At 63.5% G+C, this 17,469-nt stretch carries 18 protein-coding genes; 5 read left to right on the plus strand and 13 right to left on the minus strand.

What is annotated here, in order from left to right; translation table 11 throughout:
- The 3 genes from AC0L21_RS20475 to AC0L21_RS20485 all read right to left on the minus strand — a co-directional run bounded on the left by AC0L21_RS20475 (position 1) and on the right by AC0L21_RS20485 (position 2,665).
- On the minus strand, positions 1-579 hold the full coding sequence (locus AC0L21_RS20475; RefSeq protein ID WP_473263640.1) for a TRAP transporter small permease: 579 nt from the start codon (positions 577-579) through the stop codon (positions 1-3).
- Between the two features lie 225 nt (positions 580-804).
- Positions 805-1,764, minus strand: coding sequence for a sialic acid TRAP transporter substrate-binding protein SiaP (locus AC0L21_RS20480; RefSeq protein WP_473263725.1), 960 nt, complete (start codon positions 1,762-1,764; stop codon positions 805-807).
- A gap of 88 nt (positions 1,765-1,852) precedes the next feature.
- A complete protein-coding gene (locus AC0L21_RS20485; protein ID WP_473263642.1) occupies positions 1,853-2,665 on the minus strand; it encodes a FadR/GntR family transcriptional regulator in 813 nt (270 codons plus the stop codon).
- A gap of 145 nt (positions 2,666-2,810) precedes the next feature.
- On the opposite strand from AC0L21_RS20485, the gene AC0L21_RS20490 reads away from it, so the two are divergent.
- Entirely contained in the window at positions 2,811-4,295 is a 1,485-nt protein-coding gene (locus AC0L21_RS20490) for a mannitol dehydrogenase family protein (RefSeq protein WP_473263643.1), read from the plus strand.
- 100 nt (positions 4,296-4,395) lie between these two features.
- On the plus strand, positions 4,396-4,803 hold the full coding sequence (locus AC0L21_RS20495; RefSeq protein ID WP_473263644.1) for a nuclear transport factor 2 family protein: 408 nt from the start codon (positions 4,396-4,398) through the stop codon (positions 4,801-4,803).
- A gap of 65 nt (positions 4,804-4,868) precedes the next feature.
- On the opposite strand, the gene AC0L21_RS20500 is transcribed toward AC0L21_RS20495, so the two are convergent.
- Positions 4,869-5,585 carry an HAD family hydrolase gene (locus AC0L21_RS20500; RefSeq protein WP_473263645.1) on the minus strand — a complete coding sequence of 239 codons (717 nt, stop codon included), beginning with the start codon at positions 5,583-5,585 and terminating at the stop codon, positions 4,869-4,871.
- A gap of 146 nt (positions 5,586-5,731) precedes the next feature.
- Between AC0L21_RS20500 and AC0L21_RS20505 the strand changes: the two genes are divergently transcribed.
- Entirely contained in the window at positions 5,732-6,586 is an 855-nt protein-coding gene (locus AC0L21_RS20505; RefSeq protein WP_473263647.1) for an SDR family oxidoreductase, read from the plus strand.
- Between the two features lie 7 nt (positions 6,587-6,593).
- Here AC0L21_RS20505 and AC0L21_RS20510 read toward each other — a convergent pair whose 3' ends face one another.
- Entirely contained in the window at positions 6,594-7,481 is an 888-nt protein-coding gene (locus AC0L21_RS20510) for a dienelactone hydrolase family protein (RefSeq protein ID WP_473263648.1), read from the minus strand.
- Between the two features lie 111 nt (positions 7,482-7,592).
- Positions 7,593-8,819, minus strand: a complete 1,227-nt coding sequence (locus AC0L21_RS20515) for an MFS transporter (protein WP_473263727.1) — start codon at positions 8,817-8,819, stop codon at positions 7,593-7,595.
- Positions 8,820-9,305: 486 nt separating this feature from the next.
- Here AC0L21_RS20515 and AC0L21_RS20520 point away from each other — a divergent pair, with 486 nt between their 5' ends.
- Positions 9,306-9,884: a MarR family winged helix-turn-helix transcriptional regulator gene (locus AC0L21_RS20520; protein WP_473263649.1), complete on the plus strand. Its 579-nt coding sequence runs from the start codon at positions 9,306-9,308 to the stop codon at positions 9,882-9,884.
- A 14-nt stretch (positions 9,885-9,898) separates the two neighbouring features.
- Here the strand turns inward: AC0L21_RS20520 and AC0L21_RS20525 are convergent, their stop codons facing one another.
- On the minus strand, positions 9,899-10,879 hold the full coding sequence (locus tag AC0L21_RS20525; RefSeq protein WP_473263650.1) for a hypothetical protein: 981 nt from the start codon (positions 10,877-10,879) through the stop codon (positions 9,899-9,901).
- Between the two features lie 818 nt (positions 10,880-11,697).
- Here AC0L21_RS20525 and AC0L21_RS20530 point away from each other — a divergent pair.
- On the plus strand, positions 11,698-12,468 hold the full coding sequence (locus tag AC0L21_RS20530; protein ID WP_473263728.1) for a response regulator transcription factor: 771 nt from the start codon (positions 11,698-11,700) through the stop codon (positions 12,466-12,468).
- A gap of 176 nt (positions 12,469-12,644) precedes the next feature.
- Here AC0L21_RS20530 and AC0L21_RS20535 read toward each other — a convergent pair whose 3' ends face one another.
- From AC0L21_RS20535 to flhA, 6 genes are read right to left on the minus strand one after another with little or no spacing between them, the layout of a single operon-like run.
- Positions 12,645-13,103, minus strand: coding sequence for a hypothetical protein (locus tag AC0L21_RS20535; protein WP_473263651.1), 459 nt, complete (start codon positions 13,101-13,103; stop codon positions 12,645-12,647).
- Complete coding sequence (locus AC0L21_RS20540; RefSeq protein ID WP_473263729.1) at positions 13,100-13,612, minus strand: flagellar biosynthesis protein FlgN; 513 nt, start codon at positions 13,610-13,612, stop codon at positions 13,100-13,102. The genes AC0L21_RS20535 and AC0L21_RS20540 overlap by 4 nt, the downstream gene beginning before the upstream one ends.
- 42 nt (positions 13,613-13,654) lie before the next feature.
- Positions 13,655-14,137, minus strand: a complete 483-nt coding sequence (locus AC0L21_RS20545; protein WP_473263652.1) for a rod-binding protein — start codon at positions 14,135-14,137, stop codon at positions 13,655-13,657.
- Positions 14,134-14,553 (minus strand): hypothetical protein, encoded by a 420-nt coding sequence (locus AC0L21_RS20550; protein WP_473263653.1) that lies wholly within the window; start codon positions 14,551-14,553, stop codon positions 14,134-14,136. The genes AC0L21_RS20545 and AC0L21_RS20550 overlap by 4 nt, the downstream gene beginning before the upstream one ends.
- A gap of 6 nt (positions 14,554-14,559) precedes the next feature.
- On the minus strand, positions 14,560-15,312 hold the full coding sequence (gene fliR, locus AC0L21_RS20555) for a flagellar biosynthesis protein FliR (RefSeq protein ID WP_456768230.1): 753 nt from the start codon (positions 15,310-15,312) through the stop codon (positions 14,560-14,562).
- Positions 15,309-17,390, minus strand: coding sequence for a flagellar biosynthesis protein FlhA (gene flhA, locus AC0L21_RS20560; RefSeq protein WP_007595850.1), 2,082 nt, complete (start codon positions 17,388-17,390; stop codon positions 15,309-15,311). Before flhA ends, fliR begins: the two co-directional genes overlap by 4 nt.
- Positions 17,391-17,469: the final 79 nt, after the last annotated feature.

Here is a 17,469-nt window from a genome sequence, read left to right on the forward strand (position 1 = left end):
TTACCCTTCAAAACCGTCGTAGGCGCCGGGACGTTCGAGGATCGAATAACCCTGTCGCAAATGTTGCACCGCCACCTGCAGAGAGCGCACGAACATCAGCACGAAGCCGAGCAGCACCGAATAGTAGACGTAGTCCTTGGGAAGATTGATCGTGGTCATGGATTCGTCGCCGATGATCTGGATGTAGACCCAGACCAGCTTGATGGCGTAGCCGAAGAAGACGATCCGGATCAGGTCGATCACCGTCGACAACGCGCGGGCCACGAGGTGCGGCAGATAGCGATAGAGCAGGTCGACCTGGATGTGCCGGGACAGCCGCACGCACATCGAGGAGCCGATGAAGACCACGCCGATCAGGCAGTAGGTCGCGATCTCCTCGGTCCAGGCGTAGCTGTCGTTGAGCACGTAGCGGGTGAAGAACTGGAGGAAGACGGCGAGCGCCATCACCCAGAAGATCGCCAGCGCGACCCAGTCCTCGAAAGCGTAGATTCCGAGATCGACCTTGGGTGCCGCCTCTTCCTCGAAGGTGTGGGCGATCTCGTCCGCGGTGATCTGCCGGTGCGTTTCGGCGGTGGACATGGGTTACTCCTAGGAAGTAGCGGGCGTCATTCCGGGGCAACGCTTGAGCGTAGAACCCGGAATGACAAGTTAGTTTGACTGCGTCGAACTTGCTCCGCTCCTCATCCTGAGGAGCTTGCGAAGCAAGCGTCTCGAAGGATGGCCCCCGGCGACACCGGGGCCTTCGTGGTTCGAGACGCGCTTCGCGCTCCTCACCATGAGGATTGATAGCGCAGCAAGCGTCCGTTACTTCACCGCCTGAATCCGTTCCCAGTCAGCCTTGCGATAGCCAAACGTCTCGAACGCGACGTTCTTCAGCACTGTGTCGCGGAACTCGTTCTTGTCGACCTCGGTGACGGTCAGGCCCTTCTCCTTGAAGAAGGCGACCAGCTTGGCCTCGTTCTGCTTGATCTCCGCGGTCGCCTTGGCGGCGGCTTCCTGCGCGACGTCGGTGAATATCTTCTTGTCCTCGTCGCTGAGCTTCTTCCAGAGCGCGCCCGCTACCACCGTGTTGAGATGGTCGACGATGTGGCCGGTCAGCACGATGTGCTTCTGCACCTCGTAGAACTTCTTGGCTTCGATCGTGGTGAGCGGGTTCTCCTGGGCCTCGACGGTGCCGTTCTGGAGCGCGAGATAGACCTCGGCGAACGCGATCGGCGCGGTGTTGGCGCCGCAGGCGCGCGGCATCGCCAGATAGGCGGGAACGTCGGGCACGCGCATCTTCAGACCCTTGAGGTCGGCGCAGGTCTTGATCGGCTTGTTCGACGAGGTCTGGCGCACCCCGTAATAGGTCACGGCGACGATGTGGTGTCCGCTCTTGTCCTCATAACCCTTGGTGAGCTCCTTGAAGATGTCGCTCTTGGTGTAGGCGAGCAGATGATCGGCATCACGGAAGGTGTAGGGATAGTAGGTCACGCCGATCGGCGGAAAGCTCTTGGCCGCGAAGCTCGAGCCGGAGATGATGATGTCGACCGAGCCGAGCGAGAGGCCCTGGTTGATGTCGGCTTCCTTGCCGAGCTGCGAGGCCGGATAGACGTCGATCGCATAGCGCCCGTTGGTGCGCTTGCCGATCTCCTGCGCGGCCCACACTGAGGCGGTGTGGAAGGGCTCCGAGGTCTCGTAGACATGGGCCCATTTCAGCTTGGTCTGCGCCATGCCGGCATTGGTCGTAGCAAACATCGCCGCGGCCGAGACCGCCAGCACCATTGTCATCTTTTTCAACACTGACTTTTCCTCCATTTTTTCAAGTCTGCTTCTTGTTCGCCCGCCTGAAGTGGACGCGGGCCGCCCAATCTCATCGCCGCCGCGCGCTGCCGCTTTTGGACCGCTTCTTCAGCGCTCGCTCCGGTTTTGCCGGCGTTACCGGCGAGCCTGCCGATCGGCCGCGTGCCGAAGACGATCCTGCCGCGGTCTCGGGGCCAAAATTCTGCGCAAAGCGCTCCTGGGATCGTGCGAGATGATCGCGCATGGCTTCGCGCGCCGCCCGGGGATCATGCGCGGCGATCGCGTCGCGCACCGCGCGATGCTCGTCGAGCGCGGTGCGCCACGTGCCCGGGCTCTCGAAATAATGCGCAAGCTGCGCGAAATAGGGGTTGAGGCGCTGGTCGAACAACTCGCCGACCACACGCACCAGAACGGCATTGCCGAGGCTTCCGGCGATCGCGACGTGGAAGGCGCGGTCGTGGACCATCGAGGCTTCGCCAGGGTGTTCGACGCTCTCCATCGCGACAAGGGACGCATCGATGCGGGCAACGTCATCCTTCGTCGCCACGCGCGCGGCTTCTTCGGCGATGGCACTTTCCAGGAACTCGCGGGCACGCAACAGCTCGAACGGGCCCTCGATGACGGAAGCAGGCGCGGTCGCCGCAACCGCCGCGGGCTCGATCACATAGATGCCGGAACCGACGCGGATGCGGAGGCGGCCTTCGACTTCGAGCGCGATCAGGGCTTCGCGCACCGTCGGCCTGGATATCTTGAGCTGCTCGGCGAGTTCGCGCTCGGTCGGCAAGCGGCTGCCGACCGCGTACTCGCCGCTGTCGATCAAGCTTCGCAATTGATCGGCGACCTGGCGATAAAGCCGTCTCGCCTCCACAGCTTCCAGCGGCACGCTGGTCCTCCCGAAAGGGTCATGCCGGCAGCTCTCGCTGCCCGTGGCCCGCCAATTTTGGAAAATTGGTCTTACCAATTGACCGCAGCATTGACCGAGGACGGGCGCCATGTCAAGCAGCGGCCAAACAAGGGGAGAGACGACCATGCGCCTTGATCCAACGCGCCTTGGCCGCGCCAATCTCGACCGGCTGCCACCAGGCATCCGCCGCCCGGCCTACGACCGTTCGCGCGTCACGCCCGGCATCGTGCATCTCGGCCTTGGCGCGTTTCATCGCGCCCACCAGGCCGTCGTCATCGACGATTGCCTTGCCGCCGGCGCGACGTCGTGGGGCATCGTCGGCGCCAGCCTGCGCAGCCCTGACACACGCGACGCCCTCGCCCCGCAGGATCATCTCTACACGGTTGCCGTCCGTGCAGCCGAAGGCACCAAACACCGCATCATCGGTGCGCTACTGGACAGCGTGGTGGCGCGCGAGAGCCCGGCACGATTGGTCGAGCGAATGGCCGATCCCGCCATTCGCATCGTCTCCCTCACCGTCACCGAGAAGGGCTATTGCCACACGCCGCAGACCGGCGATCTCGACGAACGGCATCCTGATGTCGTGCACGACCTCAACAATTTCGACGCGCCGCGCTCGGCTCCCGGCGTCATCGTCGCAGCGCTGGCGCGCCGACGGGCCCTGGGCGTCCCGCCCTTCACCGTGCTGAGCTGCGACAACCTCGCCGCCAACGGCCACACCGTGCAGCGGATCGTGACGCAATTCGCCGCGCTGCGCTCGAAGGATCTCGGCAAGTGGATCGCGGATACGGCGGCCTTCCCCTCGACCATGGTCGACCGCATCGTGCCGGAGACGACGGATGGTGACCGCGATGCGGTTTCATCGGCGCTCGGTTTGCGTGACGCATGGCCCGTCATGACCGAGCCGTTCACGCAATGGGTGGTCGAGGACCGTTTTTCAGCGGGCCGGCCCGATCTTGCCGCGGCGGGTGTCGAGCTGGTGAACGACGTCAAGCCGTTCGAGCTGATGAAGCTGCGTCTGCTCAACGCCAGCCATTCGGCGCTGGCCTATCTCGGCTATCTCGCCGGCTACGAGACTATCGCCGACACCATGCAGGATCCGCAATTCGCGCGCCTCGCCGCGCAAGTGATGGAAGAGGCCGCGGTGACGCTTACGATGCCCGCGGGCACCGATCTCGCCGCCTATCGCGCCTCGCTGCTCAAGCGCTTCGCCAATCCGGCACTGCATCACCGCACCTGGCAGATCGCGATGGACGGCTCGCAAAAGCTGCCGCAGCGGCTGCTTGGCGCGATGCAGGATCGTCTCGCCAGCAACCTTCCGATCGCGACGCATGCCCTCGCGGTGGCCGGCTGGATGCGCTATGTCACCGGCCTCGACGAGAAAGGCCGCACCATCGACGTGCGCGATCCGCTCGCCGCCGAGTTCGCTGGCTTGGCGCGCGAGGCAGGTCCCCTCGCCGAACGATTGGCGCCCGCGCTGCTCGGCGTCGGAAAAGTGTTCGGGCCGCTGGGCGCGGAACCGCGCCTGCGCGAGGCCGTGACCGCGGCGCTCGGCCGACTCTACAAGGATGGCGCGCGGCGTGCGGTGGAGACGCTGATCGCGGCGTGACCACAAAACGGGCAGCAATGCTGCGTTGCGGTCCAGATCGAACGGAAAGTCGACGGAAGTCTTGCTTGATTTTTGCCTGTCATTGCCCCACCCGAGAGGCATGGCAAAGGACAGCAAGGTGATCGCCGCGAACGCAGCGTTCTACGCCGCCTTTTCGAGCGGCGATTTCGACGAAATGGAGCGGATGTGGGCGGACGATGACGCCATTTCCTGCATTCATCCCGGCTGGCCGGCCATCATCGGCCGGGCCACGGTCATCGGAAGCTGGCGCGACATCCTGCAGAATCCGGAACGGCCGCAGATCGTCTGCGCGGAACCGCAGGCCATCGTCGATGGCGACAGCGCGCGCGTGCTCTGCATCGAGATCGTCGACGGCACGGCATTGGCCGCGGCCAACCATTTTCGGCGCGTCGGCGACGACTGGCGCCTGGTGCACCACCAGTCGAGCCCGATCGCGCAGATTGTCGAGCAAGCTGAGGACGATAGAGCGAGCCACCGCGTCCATTGAGAGCGGCCGGCCCGCAGGCACATTCTACTGTGCATGGGGTTGTTTTTCAGTTTTTGTTTTGCGCCTCACCCTAACCCGGACAGATCATCCAGCACGACCCGCGCCTGGCTAAAATCGTCGTCCCGGAAGAACATGCTCCTGGTGATGAGCACGGGAATATTCGCCCTTGAGGCCGCGATCAGGCCGTTGGCGGAATCCTCGATCGCGACGCAGTCGGACGCGTTGAGCTTCAGCCGCGCCAGGATCTCGACATAGACATCCGGCGCAGGCTTTTTATGCCGCACGTCATCCCCGGCGACGATCGCATCAAAATCCGCGGCCCAGCCCTTTCCCAGCGCCCGCGACAGCAGCGCATCGATGTTGGCGTGCGACGTGGTCGTCGCGATCGCGAGCCGCTGGCCGCGCGCCTTGGCAGCAGCGAGCAGATCCATCACTCCGGGCCGCAAGGGGCAGCAGCCGGTCTCGACCAGTTCGGCATAATGCGCAGTCTTGATGCGGTGGAGTTCCGCGATGTCCACATCGGACAATGGCGCGGCGATCCTCAGCCTGTCATGGTGAGCCCGGATCCGTTCCTTGCCGCCGGTGACCCGCAGCAGGTCCTTGTAGACGGCCCGGTCCCACTGCCAGTCGAGACCCTGGCGGGCGAAGGCATGGTTGAAGGCCCGCCGATGCAGTTCCTCGGTCTCGGCCAAGGTGCCGTCGACGTCGAAGATCAGCGCGGCGGCGCGGCAGACCAGCTCAGCGGCGTCAGATAGCATTATGGCTGGCGCTTCTGCCTGCATGATCGATGCGTCCCTCCTGACGGGCGACCATCGCCTGCACCGCCGGGCGGGACAAATCGCAATATCTTTTGCTGGACCCAAAAATCTCTTATGAGCGGAGAACGCGCTGCCGCGCGAACGGGAACTCCGACCTGCAAGGAAGACGTATGCGGCTCTTTATCCTTGGTCTCGGCTACAGTGCCCGGCACTTCGTCCGCCTGTTCGGTGGCCGCTTCTCGCATATCGCCGGCACGGTGCGCGATCCCGCGCAGCGGGGCGACCTCGCCGGCATCGAGGTGCACGCCTTCTCCGACAGCAGTCCGGCACGCGAGACAGTCGAACGCATGAGAGATGCGGATGTCCTTCTCATATCGATCCCGCCCGGCGGCAGCGGCGATCCCGCAATCACGGCCTTCTCCGGCCTGCTGGCGGCGGGCGGAAACCGCAAGATCGTCTATTTGTCCACGATCGGCGTGTACGGTGACCACGCCGGTGGATGGGTCGACGAGAGCACGCCGCCGAAGGCGGACCTCGACCGGACGCGCATGCGGGTCGCGGCGGAACAGGCCTGGACCGACACGACCGGTGGCAACGCCGCGATCCTGCGGCTTGCGGGTATCTATGGCCCCAGCCGTAACGCGCTGGTGACGCTCCGCGCTGGAACGGCCCGGCGCATCATCAAGCCGGGACAGGTGTTCAATCGCATCCACGTCGACGACATCGCGAGCGCGATCATGGCCGCGGTTCATTACCCGAGCGGCGGTACGTGGAATGTCTGCGACGACGAGCCGGCGCCGCCGCAGGACGTGATCGCTTACGCGGCGAAGCTGATGAATGTTACGCCGCCGCCGGAAGAGCCGTTCGAGACCGCCGAGATGTCGGCGATGGCCCGCAGCTTCTATGCCAGCAGCGCCCGTGTTTCCAACGCGAAATTGGAGCGCGAGCTCGGCGTCACACTTGCGTATCCGACCTACCGTCAGGCCCTGGATGCGTTGTGGCAAGCGGGGGAAGGAGGATCATGATCAAGCGTCAGCTCAACACGCCATACTTCTTGAACCAGGCCTGGGCCTGCTTCCAGGCATCTTCTGCGGCGTCCTTGCGGTAGCTGCCGCGGTAGTCGGCATGAAAGCCGTGCGGCGCTTCCGGATAGATCTTGAACTCGGCCGTCTTCTTGTGCTGCTCGAGCGCGGCTTTCATCTGCTCGACCTGAGTGACGGGAATGCCGGTATCGGCGCCGCCATAGAGGCCGAGCACCGGTGCCTTCATCTCGGGCGCGAGCTGCATCGGGCTCTTCGGCCACAGCGGATTGGCGGGATCGACCACGGTGCCGTAGAACGCAACACCAGCCTTGAGGCTGCCGCTGTGGGCGGCATATTCCCAGACGGTGCGCCCGCCGCGGCAGAAGCCGATGATGCCGAGCTTGCCGGTGTCGCCGCCTTGCGATCCCGCCCACGCCACCGTCGCATCGAGATCGGACAGCAGCTCCGCGTCCGGCTTGGCATTGACGATTGGCAGCAGGTCCTTGATTTCGGTGACCTTGGTCAAATCGACGCCCTTCCGAAAATAATAGTCCGGCGCGATCGCGAACGCGCCGCGCTTGGCGAGGCGCCGTGTCACGTCCTTGATGTATTCGTGCAGCCCGAAAATCTCCATCGCCACGATGATCACCGGCGCCTTGGTGTTGCCGGCGGGGCGGGCGAAATACGCAGGCATCTCCTCGGAGCCGACCTTGATCTTGACGTCCCCGGTCTGGAGGCCGCTGGTGTCGGTCGTGATCGCCTCGGCGCGCACGGGCCCGGCCGCAAGCGTGTAGCCGGCCGCGACCGCCGCGGTCGCGCTCATGAATCCGCGGCGCGAGACCGGGGCAACCTTGGTCAGCCCGACGACGTCGGATGTCATGGTGGTCTCGATCTTCATCGGTTCGTCCTTCCTGATGCGTGCCCCTGATCCTTCAGGCGACGCATTCGCCATAGTTGCCGGCGAAAGGCAAATCACCAGCCTGCGAGTGCGCCGCCTTCAGCCTTGTTTTCAGATCTTGTTCTGACGTTGTTTCACCGGCGCAGTCTCGGGCATGAGGCTCATCGCGATAAGTCCAACGATCGCTGCAAGCAGGAGGTACCAGGCCGGCGCCAGCGGATTGCCGGTGACGTGGAGGAGCCAGGTGACCACGAGCTGCGCCGTGCCGCCGAAGCTGGCGATCGCGACCGCATAGACGGTCGCGAATACACCGCCGCGGATGTTCTGGGGCAGTGCCTCGGTGAAGGTCGCGTAGAACGCAGTGAACGGCAGCGAGCCGATGACGGACAGGACACCGAAACCGACCAGGAGCGACAACGCGCCGGGCGCATGGACAATCCACAGGAAGGTCGGGTAGGTCAGCAGCAGCGTGGCGAGCTGCGGCCAGATCATCACCGGCTTGCGACCGAGACGATCTGCCAGCCAGCCCCCGACCAGCGCACCGACAAACTGGATGCCGTTGCTGACCAGCGACACGGTGAAAGCCAGTGTCGACGACACATGCAGCGTGTTCTGCGCATAGGTCGTCATGTATTGGGTGACGTAGGTCGAGATCGTACCGCTCGCCAGGATCATCAGCGCGAGTCCAATGATGCCAAGGTGCCGTTTCGCCTGCGAGAGATGACCTGTGTGCTCGACAGTGCGGGCACCGGCTTCGGCCTGCGGGATCGTCTCGGGCAGCGTCCGGCGCATCCAGAACCCGAACGGCAGGCACACCGCTCCGATCAGAAACGCCACCCGCCAGCCATAGGCGTCGAGCATCTCCGGCGCCATCGTCCTGCTCAGGATGACGCCGACAAGCGCGCCCGCGGTCGCGGCGATCTCCTGGCTCGCCGGTTGCCAGGCCACCACCAGCGCGCGATGCTGAGGCGGGGCGATCTCGATCAGATAGGCGGTGGTCGGTCCAACCTCCCCGCCCAGAGCAAAGCCTTGCGCCATACGCGCTGCGATCACGATGACGGGCGCTGCAAGGCCGATCGATTGATAGGCCGGCGTGAGCGCGATGGTCAGGATCGATAGCCCCATGAGTGCGAAGCTCAGCAGCATGGCAGGCCGCCGGCCGATCCGGTCGGAATAGATCCCGAGCACGATTCCGCCGATCGGCCGCGTCACGAAGCCGGCGCCGAAGGTCGCCAGCGACAGCATCAGGCTGCCGTACTCGCTTCCCGTCGGGAAGAAGGTATGGCCGATCTGGATCGCGAAGAAGCTGTAGGTGATGAAGTCGTAGAATTCGAGCATGTTGCCGACTGTGGCGGCCAATGCTGCGCGCTTGACGCTGAACGGCTTCACTTGCTCGATGACGGACGACACTCTGGCATTCCCGGGCTCTATCCTATTTCGATTTAACCGCCTGGCCGCATTGCGACGCAACATTCATTAACCGAAAACGGTGGTTCCCCCGTCCTCTTTTCCGCTCCCCGAGTTGCGGCCGATCCGCCTGCTCGCGCAATTCGAAGCGCCCCGCGCAACAAATGGGCTTTGCGGTGGTCTCAACGACACATCATGTTGCACGCACATCCCGCGCCATCGGAATTGGCGCGTACACCGCGGTCATTTGACGGAAATTTTCAGAAGAGTTGAACCGCGCGATTTACTCGAACTTTCTTCGTTACGCTCTAGTTCCACGACCGGAAGGTTCCACCTCTTTCGGGATCCTCATTATCAGCTGCCCGGATTGCGCTACCAAAGCTCAATTGAATTAAGATTTACCGACCTGGAATTGAAATGAACTTGGCTCGCGAATCGATTGAACTGCTGGAACAGGTCGCCCGGATCCTGTGGTTCGAAGGCGCCAAGCACGGCTTGCGCGACCGCGAGTGGATGGCGCTGCGGTTCCTTTCCCGCGCCAACCGGTTTTCCCGGACGCCGTCGGCGCTCGCGAGTTACGTCGGCACTACCCGCGGCACCGCCTCGTTCATCATCGGCGAGCTGGAGCGGCTCGGCTATCTCGAGCGAAAGCGCTCGGCCCAGGACAAGCGTTCGGTGATGCTGAGCGTGACACAACAGGGCAAGAAGTTCCTGGTGCGCGACCCCGTCAACGTCCTCGTCGAGGCCATCACCGTGCTGGAGGACGAGGCGAAAGTCAGCTTCCGCGACGCGCTCCGCCACGTGCTGGATCAGTCGGACGCAGCCGAACAGCGGCACCATACCGACGTCTGCAAGCGATGCATCTTCCTCCGCGAAGATCGCACCACCACGGACAGCAGGACGACGGCCGAGTTCAGCTGCCGCCTGTTTCGGGCGCCGATCGCGGAGGCGGAGGTCGATCTGCTATGCACCAGCTTCGAGCATCACCGCAAATAGAAGGCGGCCCTCGATCAGGGCGTCGCCTTGCGTGACGAATAGATGACGCCCCCGCTGGACTCGACCACCAGGCGTCCGTTCTCGTTTTTGATCTCCTCGATGCGGCCAAGGCCGGGCACCTGCTGTCCCAGCACCGCCTCGACGACGCCGTTCGGGCCTTGCAGGATCGCAATCCCTTCATAGGCCTGGCGGACCGACCAGCCCTTGACCGTCTTGCGCGGAGCCGAAATGCGCTCGGACGGTGCTACCGATCCCGTGATCTCGGGCGTCGCGGCCGAGGCCATCATTGGCATTGGCTGTGAGGCTACGGGCGCCGGAGCCTGGGCCTGCACTTGAGCCTGCACCTGGGCAAGCTTGTCGAGCTTCACCGTAGAGGACGAGCTCACCCGTTCGATGCGATCCAGATTCTCGCCAAAACGGCCAAAACGGTCATTGGTCGCCTTGCTCGATTGATCGACCGCGGTGCGCAGGCCGTCGAGATTGTCGGACACGCCCGACACCTGCCTGCGCAGTTGCGCCACCGTCTCGCGCAGATTCCTGATCTCAGTATTGGCTGCGACGTTGCTCTGGGCGGGCTGCGTGGTGAAATAGGCGATCACGCCGGTGCAGGCGCAGACGACCAGGATCGCAGCGACTGCCAATGTCGCGAGCGGCACGACCCATGTCGGACGCGGCGGCGGCGGCTTGGCCACGATCACGGCCGGCTTGATCACGGTGGGCGTAGGCTTGGGGATTGCCATCTTGTCGAGGCGCGCCTTGGCGCGAATACGCTTCAGGCCCTCGAGCGCCTCTTTCGCCAGAGTCTCATCGCTCGCTGCTGCCGACGCAGGCTTGGTGTTCGCAGCAGGCTTGGTGTTTGCAAAAGGCTTGGCATTTGCAGAGGGCATCACCGTCGGTGCCGCATTGTCTCTGGCATCGCGCGTCTCCGCAGCAGGTTTCGCCGCTGCGGAAACATCGGCGGTCGCGTTGGGACGAGCTGGTCCATCGGACAACATGCGAGAATGCTCCGTTCGGTTCGATCTTTCGAACGTTACATTATTTGCCGAAGCTTGCCTGAAACGTGCGCATCGAAAACTTTTCATCCCGCGCGATGCGACGTCACATGAGTCAAACGCGTCACGCACGTGGCGAGAGTGCGACTCGAAAGACACACCCTCGCCAAGATTTCGCCAAGCTGGAGTCGCCTCGCCATACATGAGTCGAATTGTCGCATGTGGAAAGGCGATAGCGAGAGTCAATCCCGGGTTGAAAACCCATCAATGTGCCTGAAGCGAAGCACCACGCGAAATGGCTGTAATCATACGGGGATGCGGAACTTTAGAACCGCCACGGTGCAAAACTAGTTCGAATTCTAAATCAACTGATACGATTGAATATACAAAGAAACAACTCGAAACGAATCAAGAGTATCAAGCACCTATAGCAAACGCTTAGTTGCGCACGCTTGATCGGAAATCGGCAATTGTTACGGTCCTACTCAAGTGATTCTCGCCAGTTGGCGAGGAGATCGACACAGTACAGTGGCGTTCGGACGCAATGAGCAACTTGGCGCAACTGTTCTAGGTCGCTTTCTCAATCCGCTCCGCGAGGTGATCCGCAAGACACCCGCCGAGCCTCACGCAGTAAGCGTTCAGTATCGAGTCGAAGTAGCAGGCCTGCGAGACGCAGGCACTGAATGCGTAGGGCTGCCCGCGAATATCGAAACCATAATAACGGTTCGCGGGATGGAATATCGTCAAACAGCACAGTTGCCGAGCCGGGCATCACAACAAACAACCGGCCGAAACAAGTGCGAAACAGGGGCGAAAAACTGATGTATATTATCGTTGATGATCGCGAGAGCGTCACGAACAGCTATGTCGGAGGGCTCGTTCGCGAAGGTGTATCGTCGATCGGCTTCTCCTCCGGAGAATTCTGGGACTGGCTGCAATCTGCGAGTGAATCGGATCTGGCCGCGGTGGACGCCTTCCTCCTCGGGGATTGCGACACCCGCGGAAGCCTGCCGCGGGCAATGCGCAAGCGCTCCTCGGCACCGATTATCGCCATGAGCGGCCAGAAGATGCTCAAGAACACGCTGGAGCTCTTCGAATCGGGCGTCGATGACGTCGTCCACGTGCCGATTCACCTCCGCGAGATCCTCGCCCGAACGGCCGCGATTGCGCGTCGCCGGGTCGGGGAACTGCCGAGGCCCTGCGAGACCAGGATCCAGGTCTTCTTCAACGGACGTGACCCCGAGATCGCTGGCCACGCCCTCACCCTGCCCCGCCGCGAACTGCGCATTCTCGAATATATGGTCAGCAACCACGGCAAGTGGGTTACCAAGACGCAGATCTTCAACGCGGTCTACGGTATCTTCGAAGCGACATTCGACGAGAGCGTGATCGAGAGTCACGTCAGCAAACTGCGCAAGAAGCTCCGCGACCGCCTCGGCTTCGATGCAATCGTGGCCCGGCGTTACGTCGGATACCGCCTCGACATCCCGGACGGCGAGACCATCGACGTGCCGATGCAGGAGCTCGACGAAGTCGGCATCCTGCTGAACAGGGCGCATACCGCCCCAGTGGCGTATCCGGCCGGAAACTGATCGGCAGAGCGCTGCCACTAAACCGACAACGGCCTCTGCGAACCACCTTCGCAGAGGCCGTTGTATTTTCAGCGACGTCGACCGCGAACAGAGGCGCGGCAGTACCGGCGCTGCGGCTCGCGTCTAAGTGCGATTCTAGAGGCTCGCTTCTGATTCACTCAGAAACCGGTAATACCCTAGGGCTTCTGCTGGAATTCTTCCTTCGACACGTAATTGAAGTCCTCGACAAGGACGTCCTGGACGACTTCGGCCTGCATTCGTTCGTTGACACGCTGCTTGATGGCCGTCGTGAGGATGGAGAGGTCGTAACGGGCGAGTTTTCTGAAATCGAGGCGGTCGTCGGCATAGATCCTGCGGAAGGCTTCATCGACGACGAACGGCTCGGGCGGAACGCTGAGCTGGTGCATGGTCCGCGCCTCCACCGTATAGACGAAGCGCGCGACGATGTAGCCCTGCACGTTGCCACTCTCGACCATCGGCACGCTCAGCGCCCGCGTCTTCTGGTACTGCAGCCCGTCAAGGTATTCGTCCTTTGCCGGCAGCAGGCTGCCATTTTCCTTCCAATAGGCCACGGCATAGCTCGTTCCCGCGGTGAGGATGCATACCCAGAGCCCGGCCAGCACGAGTCTGATCATGTTCCATCCTGTGCGGCGCGACCGGTATAGGTGCCATCCGACTCGGCATCCTTGATGGCCTTGACGATGATGGTCGCGACCTCGCGCACCGCATCGTAATGCATTTCCAGGATGGAACGGTTGCGCTCGAGCTTCTCGCGCAGCCGCTGAATCTCCTCGGTGATTTCGACCTCGCCGCCGAGGTGCATTCGCGCCCGCATCAGGCGGACGAATTCCAGCATGCTCCGGCTCTTCCGGGCGCTGAACTCGTCGAAGTCGACCTTCTTGCCCGTCGCGAGCGCGGCCGTCTCCTCTTCCACGATGCTTTCGAGCCGGCGGATCGCAGCCAGGAGGCCGCGTACCTCGTCCGATCTCGCCGCGTCCCCGCCGTCGTTCGCCACCTCGCCGCCGACATTCGGCAACAGCACGGGCAACAGGGCATCCCCCGACGCGGCGGCCGTCGTCATCGCCCCGGTGTCCACGGCCGGCTGTTCCATCACCATGGCCGCCGCGCCTTCTTGTGCCTGCATATGAAATTCACCCTTCAACTTCTGTGATCCATTCCCGGAACGTCATCCGGCCTTGCCCATAGTGTCCGGCCCCGCCGGATGCGCGGCAGCGAGCTGCTTGGCAATGCCGATGCCCTTGCCCTTTGCCAGCTGAGCACCAAGTTGCTCCGCCAGCATCGACTTCCAGACGCCGCCGGCCGTGCCTTTTCCAAAGACCTCCTCCGATTCCTTGGGCAGCATCGTCTCGACGAAGGTCTGGAGGATGAAAGCTTCGAACTTGCGGTACACCTCGCCGGATGCCGGCGCCTTGATCACCTGCACCGGCGCGCCGTTCACCGCACCCGACTGCGGTTCCGAAGCCTTCGCCGCGGATTGTTCGGCGGCGGCCGCAGCCTTGGCCTTGCCGACCTCCGCGTCCATCGTGGCGGCGAAATCCGTATCCGATGATTTCAACGCGTCGAGCTTCGCGGTGGCCGCGCGCTGCGTCGCGGGATCGGCGGCGTCGAGGACGTCGAGAACGAGGTCGGGTGTCGCTGTCACGATCATGTCTTGGTCCGGTTGGCTGGCCGTGGCGTCCACTCGCGCACGGTGAGGCTTGTTCCCGTCATCTCCTCGAGCGATCGCTTCTCGGCGTCGCGAAGCTTGTCCGCAAGCGCCGCCTTCGCGACCTGCTCGAACTGCTTCACACGGCGGCTCTCCGCGCGAACCTGGTCGAGCTGCTGCGAGGCCTGGGCCTGAATGGTGCGCGCGCCGACGCTGGTTCTGGTCAGACGCCGCGCGATCGATTCGCTCGATGATCCCGCCGGCGGCTTCCCCTCGTTGAGAGTCCCGACCAACCATTCCTGCTCGTCCTGCAAGCTGCGCTCCTGCTGCCGCAGCTGCGCGAGCTGCCACTCGGACAGCCGAAGCTGGAGCTTCACGAGCGAGACCATGCGGCCGAGCTTGTCCGCGCGCGACGTCATGACCGATCACTCCGCCAGCCACGAGGAGACGCCGAGCATGAATTGCGTCAGGAGCTCGTCGCTGGTGAGGTAGAGCAGCAGGAAGCCGCCGAACAGCACGAAGGGCACGGAGATGAAATAGACCGGAATCGCCGGCGTCAGCTTGTTGATCAGGCCGACCGCCAGGTTGACGACGACCGAATAGACGATGAAAGGGCTCGCGATCCGCAGAGTCAGCACGAATGCCTCCGACAGCCGGCCGACGAGCTGGTCGAGCGGCATGCTGCCGCCGAGCCGGTCGCCCGGATGCCAGACGTCGTAGGAGTTCATCAGCCCGCGCAGGACCTGCCAGTGCTGGTCGGTCATGAAGAACAGCGTGGTGACGGACGTCATGATCAACGGCACCAGGGCCGGCGCCGGATCGGTGTCGCCGACCGGCGTCCCCGGGATGTTGCTCAGCCCGATCGCACTCGCCATTACAGTGGCCATGGTCTGGAGTGCGAGAAAGAACACGCGACCGCCGAGGCCGATGACGCTGCCGACCACGAGCTCGGAACAGATCAGCAGCACGAGGGTCAGCGGCGCCGCGTTCTCCGTGAGAGGTTTCAGGACAGCAATCAGGATCGGCGTCAGCGCGAATGTCGTGACGAGCGCGACGAACAAGCGGACCTGGGCCGGAACGTTGACGCTGGAATAGCCAGGCACCAGCATCAGGCAGGCACCGATGCGGCAGAACACGATGAACGTCACCAGCACGCTGTCGGTGAGGCCGCTGATCACGATATGGCTCCGAGGGCCCTGATCTCGGTGCTGCGCGCGACTTCGACATGCGACAGGATCGGCAGTGTCGGGAAGACCCGCTCCAGGATCATCCGGACGTAGGGACGCGCTTCCGGGGTCACCGCCAGCACCACGCTGGTGCCGTTCTCGGTGAACTTGCGGATCGCGGCGCTGGCTTCGGTCGCAAACTGCTCAATCAGGCGCGGATCGGCGTCGAATTCGACGACGTCGCCCTTAGCGTCGCGCTTCAGGCTCTGGTGGAACGCCAAGTCCCAACGGTTGCCGAGACGGACGACGTTGAGCACGCCGTTGTCGGAGAGATCGCCGCAAATCTGCTGGGCAAGACGTGTACGCACATGTTCTGCCACCTGCTCGGAGCGGCGAACATGGGGCGCGATCTCGGCGATGGCTTCGAGGATCAGATGCAGGTTGCGGATCGACACGCGCTCGGCCAGCAGGATCTTCAGGATCGCCAGCAGCCCCGAATACGATATCTGCGACGGGCAGAGATCCTCGACCAGGCGCTTGTATTCGGGATCGAGCCTGTCGAGCAGGCCGCGCATGTCCTTGTAGGACAGGAGCTGGGCGAGGTTGGCCCTGATCACTTCGCTCAGATGCGTGAGCAGCACCGACAGATTGTCGACCGGCTTGCAGCCCTGACGCTTGACCTCGTCGGTGAACGCGTCCGTCACCCACAGCGCCTTCATGCCGAAAGCCGGCTCGATCACCTCTTCGCCGGGCACGTCGGGCTTGCCGTCCTTGTCGACCAGCACCAGCACTTCGCCGAGCCGGAGCTCGCCCTGGGCGACACGGGTGTCGTGGATCCGGATCTGGTATCCCTTGGGATCGATCGACAGATTGTCGGTGAGCTTGATCTCGGGAACCACGAAGCCGTACTGCTTGGCGAACTTCTTGCGGATCTTGGCCACGCGGTGCGCCAGTTCGTTGCGCGAGCCCAGCAGATGGACCGAGAGGTGCCCGCCGAGCGCTAGCTCGATCTCCGCGGTCTTGAGCGATTCCTTGACGGATTCCTTGGCATCGACCTGGGCACGTTCGTCGGCCTTGCGCGCATCTTCCTTCTGCTTCAGGGCTGCCTGCCGCCTCGGCAGCGAATACCCGACGAAGGCCATGACGCCGCCGAGCAGCAGGAAGGGCGCCGTCGGCAGCCCCGGCATCAGGGCGAGCACGAACATCATCAGCGCGGCGGCCGACACCGCGCGCGGATAGCCGCCGAGCTGCCGCAACACCGCCTGCTCAGCCGACCCCCGGGTGCCGCCCTTCGAGACGAGCAAGCCCGCCGACAGCGACACGATCAGCGCCGGCATCTGCGTTACCAGACCGTCGCCCACGGAGAGCTTGGTGTAGACGTCGGCGGCGCGTGCCAGCGTCAATCCGTGATGCGTCACGCCGATGATGATACCGCCGAAAATGTTGATCGCGGTGATGATCAGGCCGGCGACAGCGTCGCCACGAACGAATTTCGAGGCGCCGTCCATGGCGCCGAAGAACGCGCTCTCCTCTTCCAGCTCGCGCCGCCGGCGCTGGGCTTCCTTGTCGTCGATCAGGCCCGCGGACAGATCCGCGTCGATCGCCATCTGCTTGCCGGGGATGGCATCCAGAGTGAAACGGGCGCCGACTTCGGCGATACGCGTTGCGCCCTTGGTGATCACGACGAAATTCACCGTGACCAGAATCGCGAAGATGATCAGGCCGATGACGAAGTCACCGCCCATGACGAACTTCGAGAAGCCGGCGACGACATGGCCCGCGGCGTTTTCCCCCTCCCCGCCGCGCGACAGGATCAGGCGGGTCGTTGCGACGTTGAGCGCAAGCCGCAGGATCGTCGCGATCAGGAGCACGGTCGGAAAGGCCGAGAAATCGAGCGGGCGCTGGATCCAGAGCGCGACCATCAGGATCAACGCCGAGAGCGCGATCGAGAATGCGAGGCCGAGATCGATCAGGATCGGCGGTATGGGCAGGAACAGGATCGTGAGCATGGCCACGATGCCGCCGGCGAAAAAGGCGTCGGCGCCCAATCGTCGCGGGGTCGGCAGGCTAGCAGCTAACGTATCGGACATGGGTCACCGGCAGAGGATCCGGCCCGTAATCTGCCGTGCAAAGCTTACGCGGGGGTGGTGGCAGGGGGGCAGAGGCGGC

The sequence above is a fragment of the Bradyrhizobium sp. WSM4873 genome (assembly GCF_055811355.1).